The following is a 16,589-nucleotide window of genomic DNA, read 5'->3' as shown; positions in this document are numbered from 1 at the left end:
TGACTTACGTACCGTAAACCATTCGCTTACGCCCAACAAGTCATAGGCTTACGTCCGGGGGCTCTTATTGGTTTCCCGGACGTAGGGCCTACATCTCCTATCTCAAGGCAGGCAAGATATATTTCCATATCAAGTTGATCTCGGCCTGCATATCGCCGATATTCGCAGTCATGGCGATTACCGCATTTTGCTCGGGCAATATAATAATGTATTGTCCATTGGCTCCATCGGCACGAACGGCGTTATGGCGGCAACGCCACATCTGGTAACCGTAGCCTTGCAACCAGTCGCTATCTTTCGGCTTCATCTTCAAGTTCTCCGGTCTCATACCGGCGGGCAAAGAGGCTATCTTGGAGGTGGTGGCTTCCTCTATCCAGCTTTCGGGGAGCAATTGCTTATCGTTCCATTTTCCCTTTTGCAGGAAAAACTGACCCATTTTCGCTAGATCCTCGGTCTTGAGATACAAACCCCAACCACCGCAATTGACGCCTTGGGGACTCTCTTCCCAAGTAGCGCCGACGATACCCAGCGGACGGAACAGACGGGGATAGAGATAATTGATCACCTTCTCCCCCGTCACCTTCTGGATGATAGCGGAAAGCATATACGTGCCGAGGCTGTTGTATACGAAATAGGTTCCCGGTTTATGTACCAACGGCGCCGAGAGGAAGAGCTTTGCCCAATCGGCCTTCTCGTTCCCCTTCTGCCGTACTAAAGCGGTGGGATCGACATCATGGCCGGAGGACATGGTCAATAGGTGACGTATCTCCAGCTCTTTCAAGTAAGGGCTTACCTCGGCCGGTAATTGGTCGGGGAAGAAGGAGATCACCTTGTCCGTGACCTTCAATTTACCCTCCGCGACGGCAAAACCGATAGCCGTAGCCGTAAAGGTCTTGCTAACGGAGTTCAAGACATGCGGCGTATGGCGGTCGCCCTCACCCAGCCATTGCTCCTTTACGACCTTTCCATGCTGGAGGATCATGATACTATGTAAGTCTTGATCCGCCTTTTTCACCGCCCGCAGATAATTGCCGAACGCCTTATCCAAGGCTTTCGAGGCTTCCGCACGAGGGAGTTCCTTGGTCAGGTCGTTATAACTGATCAGGTCTATGTTCTTATCCTTCAAGGCTTGCTTCACCTTCGGACTGGTAAAAAGATCGGTCACGCCTTGACGGTCCATCGCCACGTTCTCGTAGCCGATATGCCCGACGGTTTTCATCTCCTCGTTATCCAAGGCCGGGTGATCCAAGAACATATAGCGTTTACCGGGTTCCAGCTTATCCAACATCCGGATGAAACTGGCCTCCTTCTCGGCCGGGGTCTTGGAGGCTCCATCATACCCGGAATAGGTGAAATCGTATTCCTGCATCGCCTCTACCCGATCCACGACCGGCAGATGATATTCCTCGGACAAGCGACGCATCAGCTTCACCACCTCCGGATCGAAACCGGTCGATCCCATATGGCCGGAGATATGGCTGATCTGGGGAATGTTCTTCAAGGCCATCTCTATCTGGGCCCGGGCCTCCTGCTCGATCTCGGCCAAGCTCCATGTATTCTCCAGAATGGCCAGACCCGGGTAGGCGGGATTCGGAGACATCATCGGCAAGAAATAGCCATTGCTATCGGTCAAGCTGGGACAATGCGTCAGCGGACGCCATTTCACGTTATCCCATTCGCTGGTCAGCGTCAGGTGAAGCCCGACATCTATCCCCGGGTTCTCCCTCAACAGCCGGGCGGCCTCGGGGAACCACGAGGTGACAACCATAACCTCTATACAGGTCTCCACCCCATTCTTATACCCTTCCATACACGCTATATTGGCGGAACGGAACGACCCCATGTCATCCGCACGGATGATCAGGCGGGGATTCGTGGCAGGCTGGCTGAATGCCGGCCACGTAGCGGCGAACAACAGGCAGCCGCAAAGGATTCTTTTTACATTTGAAGTCTTCATGATATTGATAAATAAGTAACATCTTTTCTATACTTGGGGATGGACCACACAGAAGGTGCCGGAAGATTTGCTCACCAACTTATCGTCGCAATAAATCTCGCACTCACAAAAATGTATATTCCGTCCCGCCTTGATCACGGTACCCTTGGCGATCAGCTCATTGCCCCAAGCGGCCCGTAAGAAAGACATTTTCAATTCTGCCGTCAGCACGTCCTTCTCCAGCGGAGTCATCGTATAGGCGGCGAAACCGGCGATCGTATCCGCCAAAGCAGCCAAGACACCCCCATGCGTCACGCCGCTATATTGTCTCTGCTCGTCATGCAAGGGCATATGTGCCTCCACACGACCTTCCTCGATAACCGTGAAGTCGATCCCCAGAAAATTCACATAAGGATTCGTCTTCGCACGGTTAATCAACTTTTCTTTTATTCTCTCATCCATATCTTTTCCTTTAACGAACCGTTATCTTACAATCATCCAGATTATCGATAATGGCGAGGCTCTCCACACGTATGCCCTTTTCACGCAGCAGATTCCCGCCATCTTGAAACGCCTTCTCTATAATAAAACCCATACCCTCGATCACGGCTCCCGATTGCTCCGCCAACTCGACCATTCCCATGGCGGCGTTTCCGTAAGCCAAGAAATCATCGATAAACAGGATATGATCCTCCGGGGTTAAGAAGTTATTGCTGATACATACCGTATAGTCACGATCCTTCGTGAAGGAATGGACCACGGTAGAGAGCATGTTCTCCATCGTCTTCGGTTTCTTCTTCTTTACGAAGACCACCGGCAACTGCATGATATAACCCACCATAATGGCCGGGGCGATACCGCTCGCCTCAATGGTCACGATCTTGTTTATCTTACGATCTTGAAAACGACGGATAAATTCCTCGGCGATCTTATACATCAACATCGGGTCCATTTGATGGTTGATAAAACTATCCACTTTAAGGATACCACCGGGATAACAGCGGCCGTCTTGCAAGATGCGTTGCTTCAATAATTCCATAATTTGTTATTCTGTTTGATCTTCTTTTACACGTATAAATAAATTCGCCAGAATGGCCGTCAAGCCACCCGTCGTTATGCCGGAGGAGAAAATGCCACGGATCACTTGAGGAGCGGCCCCTAGAATATCCGGCATCAGTTCCACCCCCAACCCCAAGGACAAACTAACCGCCAACACCAACGTGGCCTTCCGGTTGATATCTTGGGCGGCGATAATACGGATACCTGCCGCCGCCACCGTACCGAACATCAGCAGGGTAGCCCCTCCCAGCACCGGATCGGGCATCAAGGAGAAGATAACGCCGACAACCGGGAATAATCCCAACAGGATCAGCATACCCGCTATATAATACCCTACGTACCGGCTGGCGACTCCCGTCAGCTGGATGATCCCGTTATTTTGGGCGAAGATAGAGTTCGGGAAAGAGTTGAAAATTCCGGAGATAAACGAGTTCACCCCATCCGCCAGCACCCCGCCGGAGACTCGCCTCAGGTAGCCTTCTCCCTCGATCGATTTCCCCGATATCATCGAGTTGGCCGTAATATCCCCCGTAGCCTCGATCGCCGTGATCAGATAGATCAAGGCGATCGCCACGAATGAAGATATATTAAAATCCAATCCATATTTGAAGGGAACCGGGATATTAAACCCTCTCAAACTCTGCGAGGAGACAGCCTCCATATCCACCATTCCCATGGCGAAAGCGATCGCGTAACCGATACACAACCCTAACACGATGGAACTCATCCGCAAGTACTTGTTCTTACAACGATTGAAGAACAAGACACTCAACAAAACGCACACAGCTACCCCGATATTACGCAAACTACCGAACGTACCGTTATCCATAGCCGTATACCCACCGCCGCAAGCGACCACTCCTACCTTGATCAGGCTCAAGCCGATGAGCAACACCACGATACCCGATACCAAGGGAGTAATCACCGAGCGCAGATACTTAAAAGTACGGCTCACGATCATCTCTACCGGAGAGGCGGCGATACAAACGCCGAAAATAAGGGGAAGCCCTCCCGACAAACCAGCCGTGATAATCGGGCCGATAAACGAGAAGCTGGTGCCTTGGATACATAGCAGCCCCGCCCCGACCAGTCCTAATTTACGACATTGAACGAATGTGGATACCCCGGAGACGAACAGGGCCATGGAAACCAAGAAGCCGGTCGTCTCCAGATCCAGTTTCAGCGCCCCGGCGATAATCAAGGGAGGTGTTATGATCGCCACGAAAATAGCCAGCAGATGCTGGATGGCGGCAAAAAGCGTCTCTTTCAAAGGCGGACGGTCATCGATCCCGTAAATCAAATCCGTATTCATCCTGTCTCTTATAGTTTCAAGTCTAATAAGGTCTCCCCTTTTGCGTTCAACACTCGTACACTCATCTCGTCTCCTTTCTTCCGCAATACCATCACCGTAGCCGAATCGAGCTTATACCCCCCGCCTACGATCACCGGGAAGTTGTTTCCCAACGAGTCTTTCGGGTGGAAGGCGTATTGATGCGTATGGGCGGATATATTCACGTTGAAAGGGGCTTTCGCCAACAGGCTTCCCCAAAGCTCCGGACAAGGCTCATAGGCATCCCCGTTTCCGTAGATAGGGATATGGTTCAATAAAACCCGCTTCGAGGCTTGCTTAAACTCCTTGCCGCTCAATTCTTTCGAGAGGAAATTCACTTGATCTTTCCGGAGACCGGTGAAATCGTTCAGGCCATAATACACCCATGTGCTATCCGGTTTATCCTCGCCGCAATCCAGCATGACGAAACGGGTATCTCCCCAGTTGAACGCCCCATACGTCTTATCGCCCACATAGTCAAACAAGGCACGCAGGCCGATCGAGTAAGCGTTGCGTATCTCGTGGTTGCCTCTAAGGAAGAAAGCGGGTACATGACTGGCGCCCACCTTCCCGCATAAATAAGCCAAATGATACAAAGCTTCTTTCTCATTGGCGGGATCGTCTATACAATCCCCGTTAAATACCACGAAATCATAAGGGATATCACGCACTTGCCCGTATAAGGCGTCTAGGGTCGGGATATGCTTATGCAGGTCGTTAAAGATCAAGGCCGTGAAATCCTTTTGGGATGCGGAAGGGAGCGTGAAGGTGTAGAACGGGGATACCGCCGTCTCGCCAAACTCTTTCTTATAGGCTTGGTAAAGCATGATTTCCTGCGAGCATACCCGGTAGTAATAGGTTTGCCCCGGTCGTAGGTCCGTCAGCCGGATCTTATTATGCAAGCCGTTGCATATCACTTGACCGTCCACGATGGTACGGGCCTTTTTCAGGTTCAGCGTGTCCGTACCGTATTCTACCCAACTATACGTAGGGACATGGGTCTGCCACATCACCGTTATGCCGCCCTCCGTAGGATTTTGGAGATAGGGCGCCGCATAAAAGATCTCTTCCGGCTTAGCCTTCAGACGAACCTCCGTTACGACCGGGCGATGATCCGATGCCACCGCCTCTTCGGGAACCCATGCGGACAAACGGGTAAAGGGCTGTCCATTCTTTACATAACCCGCTATATAGTCCAAACAGCTATCCGGCGTGAAAGCCGGGAATGTAGCCTGTTTAGGATTGCTCAACAACTGGAAATCCTTGCTGATTTCCGTGATAAAGGGGGAATGCGCCGTAGCGTTCCAATCCCCGGCGATAAACAGGGGTTTATGCGCGGAAGCGGCTTCCCGCCGAAGGATCGGCAAGGAGAGCATCCGGTCTTCCGGCGTCAAGGAAAGGTGCGTGCAGCAGAAGATATATCTCTCAAACTCGACCCATAGCAAGACCCGTTCCTCCTCCCGTCCGGGAAGGGCGATATAGCGGTAGCTCACCGGCTTCTCCTTGCTCAGCATACCTACTCCGTATTTACCGCCATCAAAGTCGATGGCCGGGGCGTAGGTAGGGAACATCAGGGTGCGTTCTCCCAGTGTCCGGAGCACGTCGATCCCGCCGCTTCTTCCGGTCACGCTATCTACCTCCTGTACGGCGACTACATCGGGGGCTACCTTACGTATAGCCTCCGCTATACGCCCGAGGTCCGTCACCTCATCCATGCCCCTTCCGTTGCGGATATTATAGCTCATGATACGCAACGTATTCCGCTCGGCATCGCCGCTTTGCTGTGCCAATGCCTTATTTATGGGCAAACATCCGATCATAACGATCGCCCAAATAAACCATTTCCTCATAGGATTCGATCTAATGTTTATATTCATTTTATATCTATACCTTAACCGAATATCTCTTTCAATGACTGCTCGAACTCAGCGATATCCTCGCCGGAAGTATCCCAAGAGGTAACGAGACGGGCCTCGTTGATCTCCTCGTTCCACATATAGAAGAAATATTTATCTTGCAACTTCCTCAACGCCTCGGCAGGGATTGTGAAGAAGAGCTGGTTGGACTCGATCTTCTGCGTAAAATGAATCTCCGGGTATTGTCGTAGCACGTCCGCTAGCTTGGCGGCACTGATATTCGCTTTCATGGCGTTCTCCAGCCAGAGGTTATTTTCCAGATAAGGGATGAACTGGGCGGAGAGATAACGTAGCTTCGAGGCTAGCTGAGCGGATTGCTTTCGGTAAAATCGCAGGTTCTCCGTGATCTCCGGGCGGAACGAGACCACGGCCTCTCCCATCATCATACCGTTTTTCGTGCCTCCGAAGCTCAAGATATCCACGCCTGCGTCTACGGTCACTTGGCGCATCGTGCAATTCAGGTAAGCGCAGGCGTTCGCCAAGCGTGCTCCGTCCATATGCAGATACATATCGTACGAATGTAAGAGATCGGCGATCGCTTTCACTTCCTCTATCGTATAGATCGTACCTAATTCCGATACTTGGGAGATATAAACGGCCTTGGGTTGCGAATGGTGGCAAACCCCGAAGTTCTTCAGATGGGGACGGATCAATTCCGGTGTCAGCTTACCGTCCGTCGTAGGAATCGTGACGATGGCGCAACCGGTCATCCGTGCGGGAGCACCACATTCGTCTACGTTGATATGGGCGGTCTCGGCGCACAGGATGCTATTAAACGGACGGGTCACGGCTTGCAGGGCCACGGAGTTCGCCCCCGTCCCGTTAAACACGAAAAAAGGAGAAGCATCCTTGCCGAACACTTCTTGTATCTTACTCGTAGCGGCCTCTGTCCAAGGATCATCACCATATCCAACCGCATGATTATCATTTGCCTTGATGATCGCATCCATTACCCGGGGATGCACGCCGGAATTGTTGTCACTAGCGAAACTTCTCATCTTTAAATCTGATTTTTCGCCAAAAGTACGGATTTAAGATGAGAATGAAGATATCTTGAATTGTTTTTATTTCATATCAACGACGTTGACGGATGCACATCTCCAACCGCCCGGGACTTTGTCTGCAATCCCAAACAATCAAGACCTCTATTGTACAAGACTTGATTTCATAAAATAAGGCATAGTTACCAGATAGCACATAACGGATATTCTCATCCTCTGTCTTGATCCCCATACGAGGAGAAGAAAGGATTAAACACATTATCGCCCTAAACTCTCCTAATAATTTAGTGCTGTACGTTTTACTCTTATTACGTTTATTATAATAGTCAAAAATTTCGGTCATATCATTCAAAGCTGATTGAGACCAAATCAACTTTCGTTTACCCATCGCTCCATATATCTATCCAGTCCTTCATCTTCAATAAAACGCCCCTCCGAGATATCTTCTCGCGCATGCTTTATGGCAACCTTTACTTCCGGCGAGAAGCGAAGGGCTTGCCTTTCCTCCATCCTATCAATCAAGCTCTTGATACGATGTAACAAATCATCATCATTTATGAGACTGAGCCGTTGTATCAATGATAATTTCAATTCCAATGTTCCCATAATCTTCAATCCGATTTAATTTCCCATAGTAAGGTTACAAAGATAAATAGAATAATCCATATCGCACGTTATTTTACCTGAAATTGTTCCGTCGCGTAGAGGGCCTCGCCGGTTTGGGTCAGGCCTTCGATGGTGATGGTGAAATCACCGGTCAGGTCGGAGGTGGTAAAGGGGATGGATATAGAGGACTCGCCGTTTGTCCGGATATCGGGTCGCCAAAGTAAGGTATGGCGGAAATCCGGAACGGGGGATCGCTTCTCGGCCTCTGTCCGGTAAGCGGGCATATAGAAGATGCGCTGGGCTTGCGTGCCCTCATAATCAAAGAACTGAGTGGAGTTATCGACTACCAGACCCGGGTAATTATGCTCGTAAGAGGAGAAGGAGGCGATACCGTCGAATATCTGCCCACCGAATACGTACTTACCTTTATACACATCGATCTTCCGGATTTTTAGGGGATCGTACTTAAAAATGATCTCGTGATCGGTGATGGGGATACCATCCAATAAAACCAATGAGTTACCGATCGTATACCCGATCCGCTCCTCGGTCAGGACCGCCAACCGGCGAACCCCATCCATCTTACGGAAACGAAGGCCGGGGATAAACTCGATAACGACTTCCTCCATCGTCGTGAAACGGGTGTACTCATCTAAAAGATAACTCCAATCCGGTTGCCACTGGAACCAAGGCTTCTCCGCTTTTTCCCGAACCAAGGAATCAGACCGGTAAGCATGCAACACCTGTAGCCCCACGCTCCGCTTCACCAACTCGTCTTGCCAAGCGGGATTCAATCTCAAGGCGAGAAGCTCCTTCTCCGGATGTGTAGCGTAAGGAGATTCGATGTCCACCCGGTAGCGAGAGGAGGAAGGGGATAAAGCCACCGTCACGATCTCGTGCGTCCCGGATATATGTTTCGTAAAGAAAATCACCTCCCCGGCAGGGCCCAGTTGCCCCCCGAAAAGACGGATCTCACCCCCGGAAAAGCCCAATAAAGGCCTCACCGCCTCTTTAGACGAAGGTTCGCCCGTAGACAGATCGATCACTTTCCCCGTCAGGATCGGCCCCTCGTATTCCGCCAAGAATTTACGATCGGCAGGCGATGATCCCGTAGCAGGCATGCTTTGTTTCCAATCAACGATACCGCTCCGGGCGGAAGGTTTATACAAGTCAATCCCGGCGATAGAGACCGATAGGGTCTGTAGATCCGGGGGCAGGCCGTTTATCCGGATCTCCCCCTCTGAACGGGTATCATAGGTCATACGGTCCGGCGATACGGAAACCGGGCCCTCTCGCCTCGTAAAAGAGTAAGCGGGCAATAAAGTATCCGTCAGCAGGGTCTCGTTCGTCACGAAGGTGTTCACCACCGCCAGCGGCATCTCAAAGAAGACCTCCTCCCCCTCGTTCCGCATATAACGGGTATAGGCCACCAGCCGGTAGTTTCCGGTCGGCAAGGTAGAAGGCAATTGCAGGCAACCATTCCCTACCCCCTTCTCCAGCACGAGTCGGGCTTGCACGACCGCCGAGGCGCTATCCAGAAGCTCCACATATCCCACCTTGCTCACGTCGGACAACCGTTGGTCCAAATCCGTGGCAATGAATTTCATCCATACAAGCTCGCCCGACAGATAAAATTGCTTATCCGTTTGCAGATAAACCCGCTCTCGCAATTCCCCTGCGAGAACCGTTTGCCCCGCCCATAAGAGGCAGAGGAGCGACAAGATCCATTGTTTTATCATAGACTTCTCCATAGCAACTAAATTATAAATGACTGGTAGGCCACCAAGAGGGCTTCTGTTTCGAACCAAAACGGCCGCAATCCATACAACGTTTCAGCGCATACGTATTACTCTCCATATTCATCGGATTATAGGAAACATATCCGTAATCCGGATTATTATCATATTCCGATCCCTGTACGATCGTGCTTGCGCAGCCCGTAACCTCGGCCTCATATACCTTCTCTATCTCCGGAAAGAAACGCTTGAGGCGAGTTACTGTCGCTACTTCCACGAAACCGATCACCGGAACCTCCGGGTTCGTCACGCAGCGGATATTCCCTTTCATCTCGGAAGGGATAGGGGCAAACAAACTACCAGACTCCTCTATGTTCTTCTGCAAATTAAAATAGTAGTCGTAAGCCTCCCGGTGCAACGCATATTGTTCCACCTCCGCATGATACAACATCGAGAAACGGCGATCGCTGGGATGATACGAGGCGATACTTTTGTTAGCGATCACGTTCTGCGTCAGCCTATCGGAACTGCCTAGGGAGATCACCTTCGAGCTGTCCTTCCCCCAGCAATAATACAAATTATTCGATGTAAGTAAATCATATATTACGACCGTATTACCCATTTTCTCGGCGGCCATGAAGATCTCCGCCTTCACCTCCCAATTCTCCTTATACATCCAGCGGAAATAAGAGGATCGATCCGGGGCATTATGCGTAGACACACAGAGACGGACCTCCTCTCCCGGCCCCTTCTTCAGCAAGGAGAGAGAGTCGATCGGAGGCGTTATCTCCGGTCCCAGATAGTCCGACTCATACTCCAGCCCATCCAGCGAGATATGTAGCCGGTACCGGCTACCCGGGTCCAGCTCTCCCATATCCACCTTATACTCTCCCTTCCCGGAAGAATTAGCGCAAGTGAAAACAGCTCCATCCTCACGCTCCACCACCACCTTGGCATTATTCACGAACTCATCCTCCGTGAAATCGTCGGTCAGGCCCACGCTTCTCCGGAGCTTTATCGTAGTCTCGCCATTCGTGATGATACCATCCACGACCAACAAATCCCGTACCTGCTCCAAGCCCTTCGGCTCGTAATCCGTGACACAGGCGGACAATAACAACAGCAAAGCCCCCAGCCACCAATGAAAGCCTTTTATAGAATCTTTTATCTTCGCTTCTTTCCTCATCTCAACTCCCCCCTAAAATTTAATATTATAAGAGACAAACGGGATAGGCACCCCGAATATCGCCATCTTATATCCCTTTAATTTCCCGTTCTCCGATATATAATACACCGAGTAGGCGTTCTTTCGCCCCGTCAGGTTATAGACTCCGAAAGAGATCGTGCTATGCGTGAGCAACGTCAGGTGGTGGCTCGGCTCGATGTTGAACGAGGCGTCCATCCGGAAAAAGTCCGGGATGCGGTATTGATTACGGTCCGAATAGTAGACAAACTCACCGCCCCCGTAATGATACTTCGATACCGGCAAGGTGATCGGCCGTCCCGTGCTATAGTCGCAATTCAGCGAGAAGCTGAAACGATGCGTGAACTTATAGTTACCCACGAACTTCAAGTCGTGCGGCTTATCGAAATCGGCGGCGTACCAATCCCCCTTGTTCACGGGAGTGACGATCATCGGGTCGTTCTGCCGCAGTTGCGTGCGAGAGTAGGTATAGCTTACCCAGCCGTTCAACTTCCCTTGCGTTTTCTTCACCATCAGCTCCACGCCATAGGCACGCCCCTCGGTCCTCAGCACGTCCGTCTCGATGTGGTGGTTCATCAGCAGCTCGGCGCCGTTCCGGTAATCTAGGTAATCCTTCATCGTCTTGTAATATCCCTCCAAGGAGACCTCGATCGTATTGTTCAAGAAATTCCGGTATAGCCCGGCGGCCACTTGCATACCCGTCTGCGGCTTGATGTTAGCGTCGCTCAACTTCCACGTATCCGTGGGCGACATGATGGTCGTATTGGATAGCTTATGGATATTCTGGCGCATCGTATTAAAGCCTGCCTTCACAGAGAAGTCCTCGGTAAAGGCATAACGGGCGGATACCCGGAACTCCGGCCCGTGGTAAGTCTTGAACGCCCCGGTCTTATCCACCGTACCCGTCACGGTAGCCAAGGAAGGCAGTTGGTCGTCGGCATAGAGATTATAGGTACGGGGCCCCAATACGTTAAACATGGAATAACGGACCCCCACATTCAAGGAGAGTTGGGAGGTGATATCCCAACGATCGCCCACATAGATAGCGGACTCCACCGCTTTCTCCTTCTCCATCCGGTCCTCCTTCACCAACGACTCCCCGCCATAGGGAAGGTATTTCCCCGGCTCCAAGTCGTAAAACAGCGAGCTGGCGCCGAAATCCAGCGTATGCTTATCGCTCAGGTAATGCGTGAAGTCCATCTTCCCGTACATCTGGTCGATACGGAAAGCGAGGGAATAAGCGTTCACCGGGTTATCCGTATTACGGGTATTGTAGCCATAATGGTCGTAGCCAGCGGTGAGGACCCCCGTGAAACGATCCGAGAAGATATGCCTCCATTTCACCGAGGCGTTGGCGTTCTCGTAGGCATACCGCTCATCCACGTTAAAGCGGAAACGGTCGTGGCTATAGTAGCCATTCAGATAGAGGTTGTTCCGCTCGTCGAACTTATGGTTAATCGTGGCGTTCAGGTCGTAAAAACCGGCGTTGCCATCCTTATAGCCGCTCTTCTCGGGGAGTTTCTTCAAGATCCAGTCCGAGTAAGTGGTACGTCCGCCCACGATAAAGGAGGTCTTCTCGGAGAAGAGAGGCCCCTCCAAGGTAAGGCGGCTGGTCAGCAAGCCGATGCTCGCCGATCCCTTGAACTCCTTCTTGTTACCCTCCCGGCTGTTGATGTCGAGTACCGAGGAGATACGTCCGCCATACTTGGCGGGGATGCTGCTCTTGTACAGCTCCATGTCCTTCACCACGTCGGGGTTGAAGACGGAGAAGAAGCCGAACAGGTGGGTCGGGTTATAGACCGTCCCGTCGTTGAAGAGAATCAAGTTCTGGTCCGTCGCCCCGCCCCTCACGTTAAAGCCGCTAGAGGCCTCGCCCACCGCCTTCACGCCGGGGAGCGACATGACTACCTTCATGATATCCACCTCGCCGAACGCCATCGGGATATTCTTTATATCCTTCACCTTCAGGCGTTCCACGCCCATCGTCGTATTCCGCACGTTGGCGATCTTCTCGGAGGAGATCGTGACCTCCTTCAAGGTGTAGACCTGTTCCTCCAGCTCTATATCCAGCTTGCCGTCGGAATGGAGTATGATCTGCCGCCGGGTGTCCTTCATGCCCATGCCTTGTATGTACAGCTCGTGCCGTCCGGGAGGGAGGCGCAGCGTATAATAGCCGTAAGCGTCGGTAGTAGCCCCGATCATCGGGTCCTTCACGAACACGGCCACGCCCACCATCGGCTCGCCGGTCTTGAAATCGCTGATATTGCCGGTCACCGTGACCCGGTCCGCCGCCTTGCCCGACGCGTCGCCGATCTCGTAGACCTTGTTCTCGGAAGTAGCCTTCTGCTGCTTCCGGCCCGCCATCAGGGAGATACCGGAGCCTTCCTCGTCGCCATCGCCCTCTCTCCGCTTCTCCCGCAGGAAGAAGTTCTCGGGCAGGGAGGTCATCAAGGTGTTATCTCTCAATACAAAGAAGGCGCCGCCATACGAGGATACTTGGAAGGGAGTCCCCTCCAACGCACGCCGCAACGCCACCAAGGGCTCTTCCTTCTCACTGTGTACGCTAACGACCATGGAGTCCGTCTCCAAGGGTTGCCGGTAGACAGGCTGGCCGGTCTGCCGCTCGATAGCGTCGAACACGACATTCAAGGTTACTTGCCGGAAATCCAGATCGACCGTCCGCTGCGCCCTCACCGTCCAGCCGGACAGCAGGCACATTACCATACCGATATATAGGCTCTTTCTCATGGGATCTCGTTTAACTGTTCATACTGTCTCACCACGGCTACGATGGCTTCCTCGGGAGCGTGCTTGAAATCCAGCTTTCGCCGCTTGATATACCGGGCTAACTCCTTTTTCTTGGACTTGAAGACCTTCAACACGGAGCCCTTGCTCCTCACGGTATAGTAAACGCCCTCCTTCCGGATGTAGTATTTTACGGACTGATCGAAGGATTCATCGAGCTTCATATCTTTTATCGTCTTAGATAATATACAAGACCATTTCCCCAGTACGGTACACTTCCCTTCATACAACCGTAGGTAATAGCCTTCCGGCAGGTTGCCCGACCGCTCGTCCGGATACCTGTAGAAGATATCGTACCCATGAAACTCAGCGTAGTCTACCCGATCGCTCGGCAAGACGATATTATAGCGATTGTCCGGAGAGAGCAGTAATAACTCATTCTTGTACAGGTCTAAGCGCATTTTCACGTCCTTGTAGAGAATGCCTTCGAAGCTAAGATCCCCGGGTACGTATTTCTCGCTCTTCAAATAGGGGTGATTTCTTATCGAGGTGGGATATTTTAATTGCTCCTTCCCATGGTAGATCACGGCTTGGCCGGCGGCGGAAGAGACATAGTCATCCACCGCATCTTGTGCCCTAGCCGTAGCGATAGCCAACGCGCATACGCATAAAAACCCCAGAAGCTTTCTCATAAGATACAGATTTAAAGTTTCATGCCAAATATAGGCATTCAATCACAAGCCACCAAATCCCAGCCTTTAAATATCAGTGTTATCAGGCGAAGTTTCGTATTTCCCTTCGTCTCTCTCACTTTAGGATCTTCGGCATAACGTTTCAATTGCCCGGCAGCCTCAGTCCTCAGCGATTCTATCTCCGGGGTGGAGGCGTCACGACGGGCATATTTCACCTCTACGATATAACTATAGACGATCTCCGGTTGATGCAACAAATCGGGCATCATGTAGAAGTCCGCATATCCCTTATTCGCCTCATACTCCGGATGAATTATATAAGTACGGGTCAAGCCCAAGTAAGCCAACAAAAAGCCCTTTACGTGCGCCTCACCCTCGATAAACTCACGGATAGAGCTTTGTCGCTTCAATTCAGAGGCGAAGTACTCAAAGACAGGTTTCCAGTTTCCCTCGTAGGCCATGCTAGCCACGAGCATCCCCAGCCGATCCATCTCGAGGGAAAATAAATCGGCGCTCCGGTAAGCCTCCACCAAATAGGAGTACAACTGCTCACGAACCGTCAAGTTAGGGATCGCCAATAGGGTACTCCCCCATTTAGTACCCCGTATGGTAAGCAGCCCGAAATAATAGAGCAGGCTCTTAAAATTATCCGGTTTTGCCAGATCCTCGGCGGGGAAAGCCGTCTTGATGGTACCTACGGTCTCGCCATTCGTCACGATGTCTTGGATGATAGAGGCGTTCATGCCCATTTTCTTGTCCAAGCGAATCAAATGACGGAGCTTATTATAATCCGTACGGATGTTGTTATCGATCATGTTCTCCGGAACTTTTTTCAACGGAAGATAATGATTCAGGAAATACAGCACCATATCCGAGTTATACATCGGCTCGTGGAGCGAATCTCTCGAGAAACAGTAATTATCGTACCATGGCTTCATCACGCCGATCACCTCATCTACCTCTCCGGCCAGCATATCCACGTCTTTATAATAAGACAACATATCACGTACCTCCCGCTCGCTAAACCCGATAATCCCGTTAAACCGGGGATCGGTGCTCATATTGGCACCGATATTGAATCCACTTGTCACGTCATCCATGGTGACCGGAGAGACTCCCGTGATGAACATACGCTTGATCGGTCCGTTTCCCGTGGCACCTTCTTTCAGCTTATTAAAGAAATAGCGGAAGAACCCCGTGCCATGTGTCAATTTACGGTAATGCTCATTCCCCACATTGGCGAGTATGGCGTTCGTGAAATTATCATACTCATCGATGAACAGGTAGATCGGAAGATCCAGTAACGTAGCCTGCCCGATCAGGTAGTTCAATTTCTCGTCCGCGTTCTTGAGTCTTTTCAATTCACTGGCGAAACCGGGATTGAACATATGTCCGTAAAGCCCGGCGAAAAGATCGAAACGCATCGAGCAATTATCATTGAACGAGGCCAGCAATCGATCCGGGTCCGGATTCACGCCGGCGAAATTAAAATCGAGCACAAGGTATTTCCCTTGCTCCGCCGTAGGATGCGAACCGATATACAGCCCCTCGAAGATTTCCTTGAAACGATCCCGCCTATAGATATCGTAATACCATCTAAGCATGTTGATAAACAAAGACTTTCCAAAACGCCTCGGACGGATCAAGAAGAAGAAATTGGCAGATTCCTCCAACCACTCGATATAATGAGTCTTATCCACATAATAATACGGCTCTTTCCTAATCCTCTCAAAATCCGTCAGTCCGTAAGGAATCTTCTTTATTATCATAGCGATCTTTGTTTTTATGAGTAATTACAAATATAAGCATATATATCCGGCAAAGCAACAACTTCCGAGGAATTATCACGCGGATAATGTACCTTTGCGATGTTTTTAACTTTAACAATTAATCATATATGAAAAAAAATCAGTTTCCGGGAAGCGGAAACAAGCGTGAGAAAGCTGCTGGATAGTCTGGAAAATGCCCAAAAGGCATGGGTGGACTTGAAAAAAGACGCGAAAGGGGCGCATAAGTTGTTTAAAGACTACCAGCCGGAGGAGGATCTGGTTAAACGGGAGAAGATCATCTACACGGGCTCCGTGAAAGACTTCGTGCGGCTGACGCTGCCCATCCTCAATGACCCGCGGTTCCGGGTGAACGGACAGACGAACCGGGAAGCCATGATACGGGCGCTGGACGAGGTGTTCGAGATACACCCCAACGGCTGCCCGGAGCCAAGGAGCTTCCGGAGCATCCTCTCGACGGCGCAGGAGGAATACGGGAAAGCGCATGAATAACAAGCTTCCCGTTTTTCACAACAAAAGTTAAAACTTGGGAGGCGTCCCAAAGCGCCTCCCTACCTTAGCGGCATCAAGCCAGAGA

14 protein-coding genes are annotated in these 16,589 nt (G+C 51.1%); 1 reads left to right on the top strand and 13 read right to left on the bottom strand.

What is annotated here, in order from left to right:
* Positions 1 to 97: 97 nt before the first annotated feature.
* The 13 genes from DWX33_RS14555 to DWX33_RS14495 all read right to left on the bottom strand — a co-directional run bounded on the left by DWX33_RS14555 (position 98) and on the right by DWX33_RS14495 (position 15,994).
* Positions 98 to 1,957, bottom strand: coding sequence for a ChbG/HpnK family deacetylase (locus DWX33_RS14555; protein ID WP_057326645.1), 1,860 nt, complete (start codon positions 1,955 to 1,957; stop codon positions 98 to 100).
* A gap of 27 nt (positions 1,958 to 1,984) precedes the next feature.
* A complete protein-coding gene (locus DWX33_RS14550; protein ID WP_005855973.1) occupies positions 1,985 to 2,398 on the bottom strand; it encodes a PaaI family thioesterase in 414 nt (137 codons plus the stop codon).
* A gap of 10 nt (positions 2,399 to 2,408) precedes the next feature.
* Positions 2,409 to 2,975 carry a xanthine phosphoribosyltransferase gene (gene xpt, locus DWX33_RS14545; protein ID WP_005855972.1) on the bottom strand — a complete coding sequence of 189 codons (567 nt, stop codon included), beginning with the start codon at positions 2,973 to 2,975 and terminating at the stop codon, positions 2,409 to 2,411.
* Positions 2,976 to 2,981: 6 nt separating this feature from the next.
* Entirely contained in the window at positions 2,982 to 4,307 is a 1,326-nt protein-coding gene (locus DWX33_RS14540) for a nucleobase:cation symporter-2 family protein (protein WP_122380597.1), read from the bottom strand.
* Positions 4,308 to 4,315: 8 nt separating this feature from the next.
* Entirely contained in the window at positions 4,316 to 6,202 is a 1,887-nt protein-coding gene (locus DWX33_RS14535) for an endonuclease/exonuclease/phosphatase family protein (protein WP_057326643.1), read from the bottom strand.
* Between the two features lie 14 nt (positions 6,203 to 6,216).
* On the bottom strand, positions 6,217 to 7,239 hold the full coding sequence (locus DWX33_RS14530) for a low specificity L-threonine aldolase (protein WP_005868076.1): 1,023 nt from the start codon (positions 7,237 to 7,239) through the stop codon (positions 6,217 to 6,219).
* 76 nt (positions 7,240 to 7,315) lie between these two features.
* Entirely contained in the window at positions 7,316 to 7,630 is a 315-nt protein-coding gene (locus DWX33_RS14525; RefSeq protein WP_122380596.1) for a type II toxin-antitoxin system RelE/ParE family toxin, read from the bottom strand.
* On the bottom strand, positions 7,612 to 7,848 hold the full coding sequence (locus DWX33_RS14520) for a hypothetical protein (protein WP_005868073.1): 237 nt from the start codon (positions 7,846 to 7,848) through the stop codon (positions 7,612 to 7,614). Before DWX33_RS14520 ends, DWX33_RS14525 begins: the two co-directional genes overlap by 19 nt.
* A 68-nt stretch (positions 7,849 to 7,916) precedes the next feature.
* Positions 7,917 to 9,599 carry a hypothetical protein gene (locus DWX33_RS14515; protein ID WP_122380595.1) on the bottom strand — a complete coding sequence of 561 codons (1,683 nt, stop codon included), beginning with the start codon at positions 9,597 to 9,599 and terminating at the stop codon, positions 7,917 to 7,919.
* 10 nt (positions 9,600 to 9,609) lie between these two features.
* Positions 9,610 to 10,770 carry a DUF4249 domain-containing protein gene (locus DWX33_RS14510; RefSeq protein WP_121962355.1) on the bottom strand — a complete coding sequence of 387 codons (1,161 nt, stop codon included), beginning with the start codon at positions 10,768 to 10,770 and terminating at the stop codon, positions 9,610 to 9,612.
* Positions 10,771 to 10,782: 12 nt separating this feature from the next.
* Positions 10,783 to 13,536 (bottom strand): TonB-dependent receptor, encoded by a 2,754-nt coding sequence (locus tag DWX33_RS14505; protein WP_122380594.1) that lies wholly within the window; start codon positions 13,534 to 13,536, stop codon positions 10,783 to 10,785.
* Positions 13,533 to 14,225 (bottom strand): hypothetical protein, encoded by a 693-nt coding sequence (locus tag DWX33_RS14500; RefSeq protein WP_121960877.1) that lies wholly within the window; start codon positions 14,223 to 14,225, stop codon positions 13,533 to 13,535. Before DWX33_RS14500 ends, DWX33_RS14505 begins: the two co-directional genes overlap by 4 nt.
* Positions 14,226 to 14,263: 38 nt before the next feature.
* Entirely contained in the window at positions 14,264 to 15,994 is a 1,731-nt protein-coding gene (locus DWX33_RS14495) for an ATP-binding protein (RefSeq protein ID WP_121960878.1), read from the bottom strand.
* 165 nt (positions 15,995 to 16,159) lie between these two features.
* Between DWX33_RS14495 and DWX33_RS14490 the strand changes: the two genes are divergently transcribed.
* Positions 16,160 to 16,504: a hypothetical protein gene (locus tag DWX33_RS14490; protein ID WP_048928278.1), complete on the top strand. Its 345-nt coding sequence runs from the start codon at positions 16,160 to 16,162 to the stop codon at positions 16,502 to 16,504.
* Positions 16,505 to 16,589 lie beyond the last annotated feature (85 nt).

Source organism: Parabacteroides sp. AF19-14 (assembly GCF_003635485.1).
GTDB classification, from domain to species: Bacteria; Bacteroidota; Bacteroidia; order Bacteroidales; family Tannerellaceae; genus Parabacteroides; species Parabacteroides distasonis.
The sequence above is the reverse complement of the archived record's forward strand: the minus strand, read 5'-3'. Positions and strand labels throughout refer to the sequence as shown.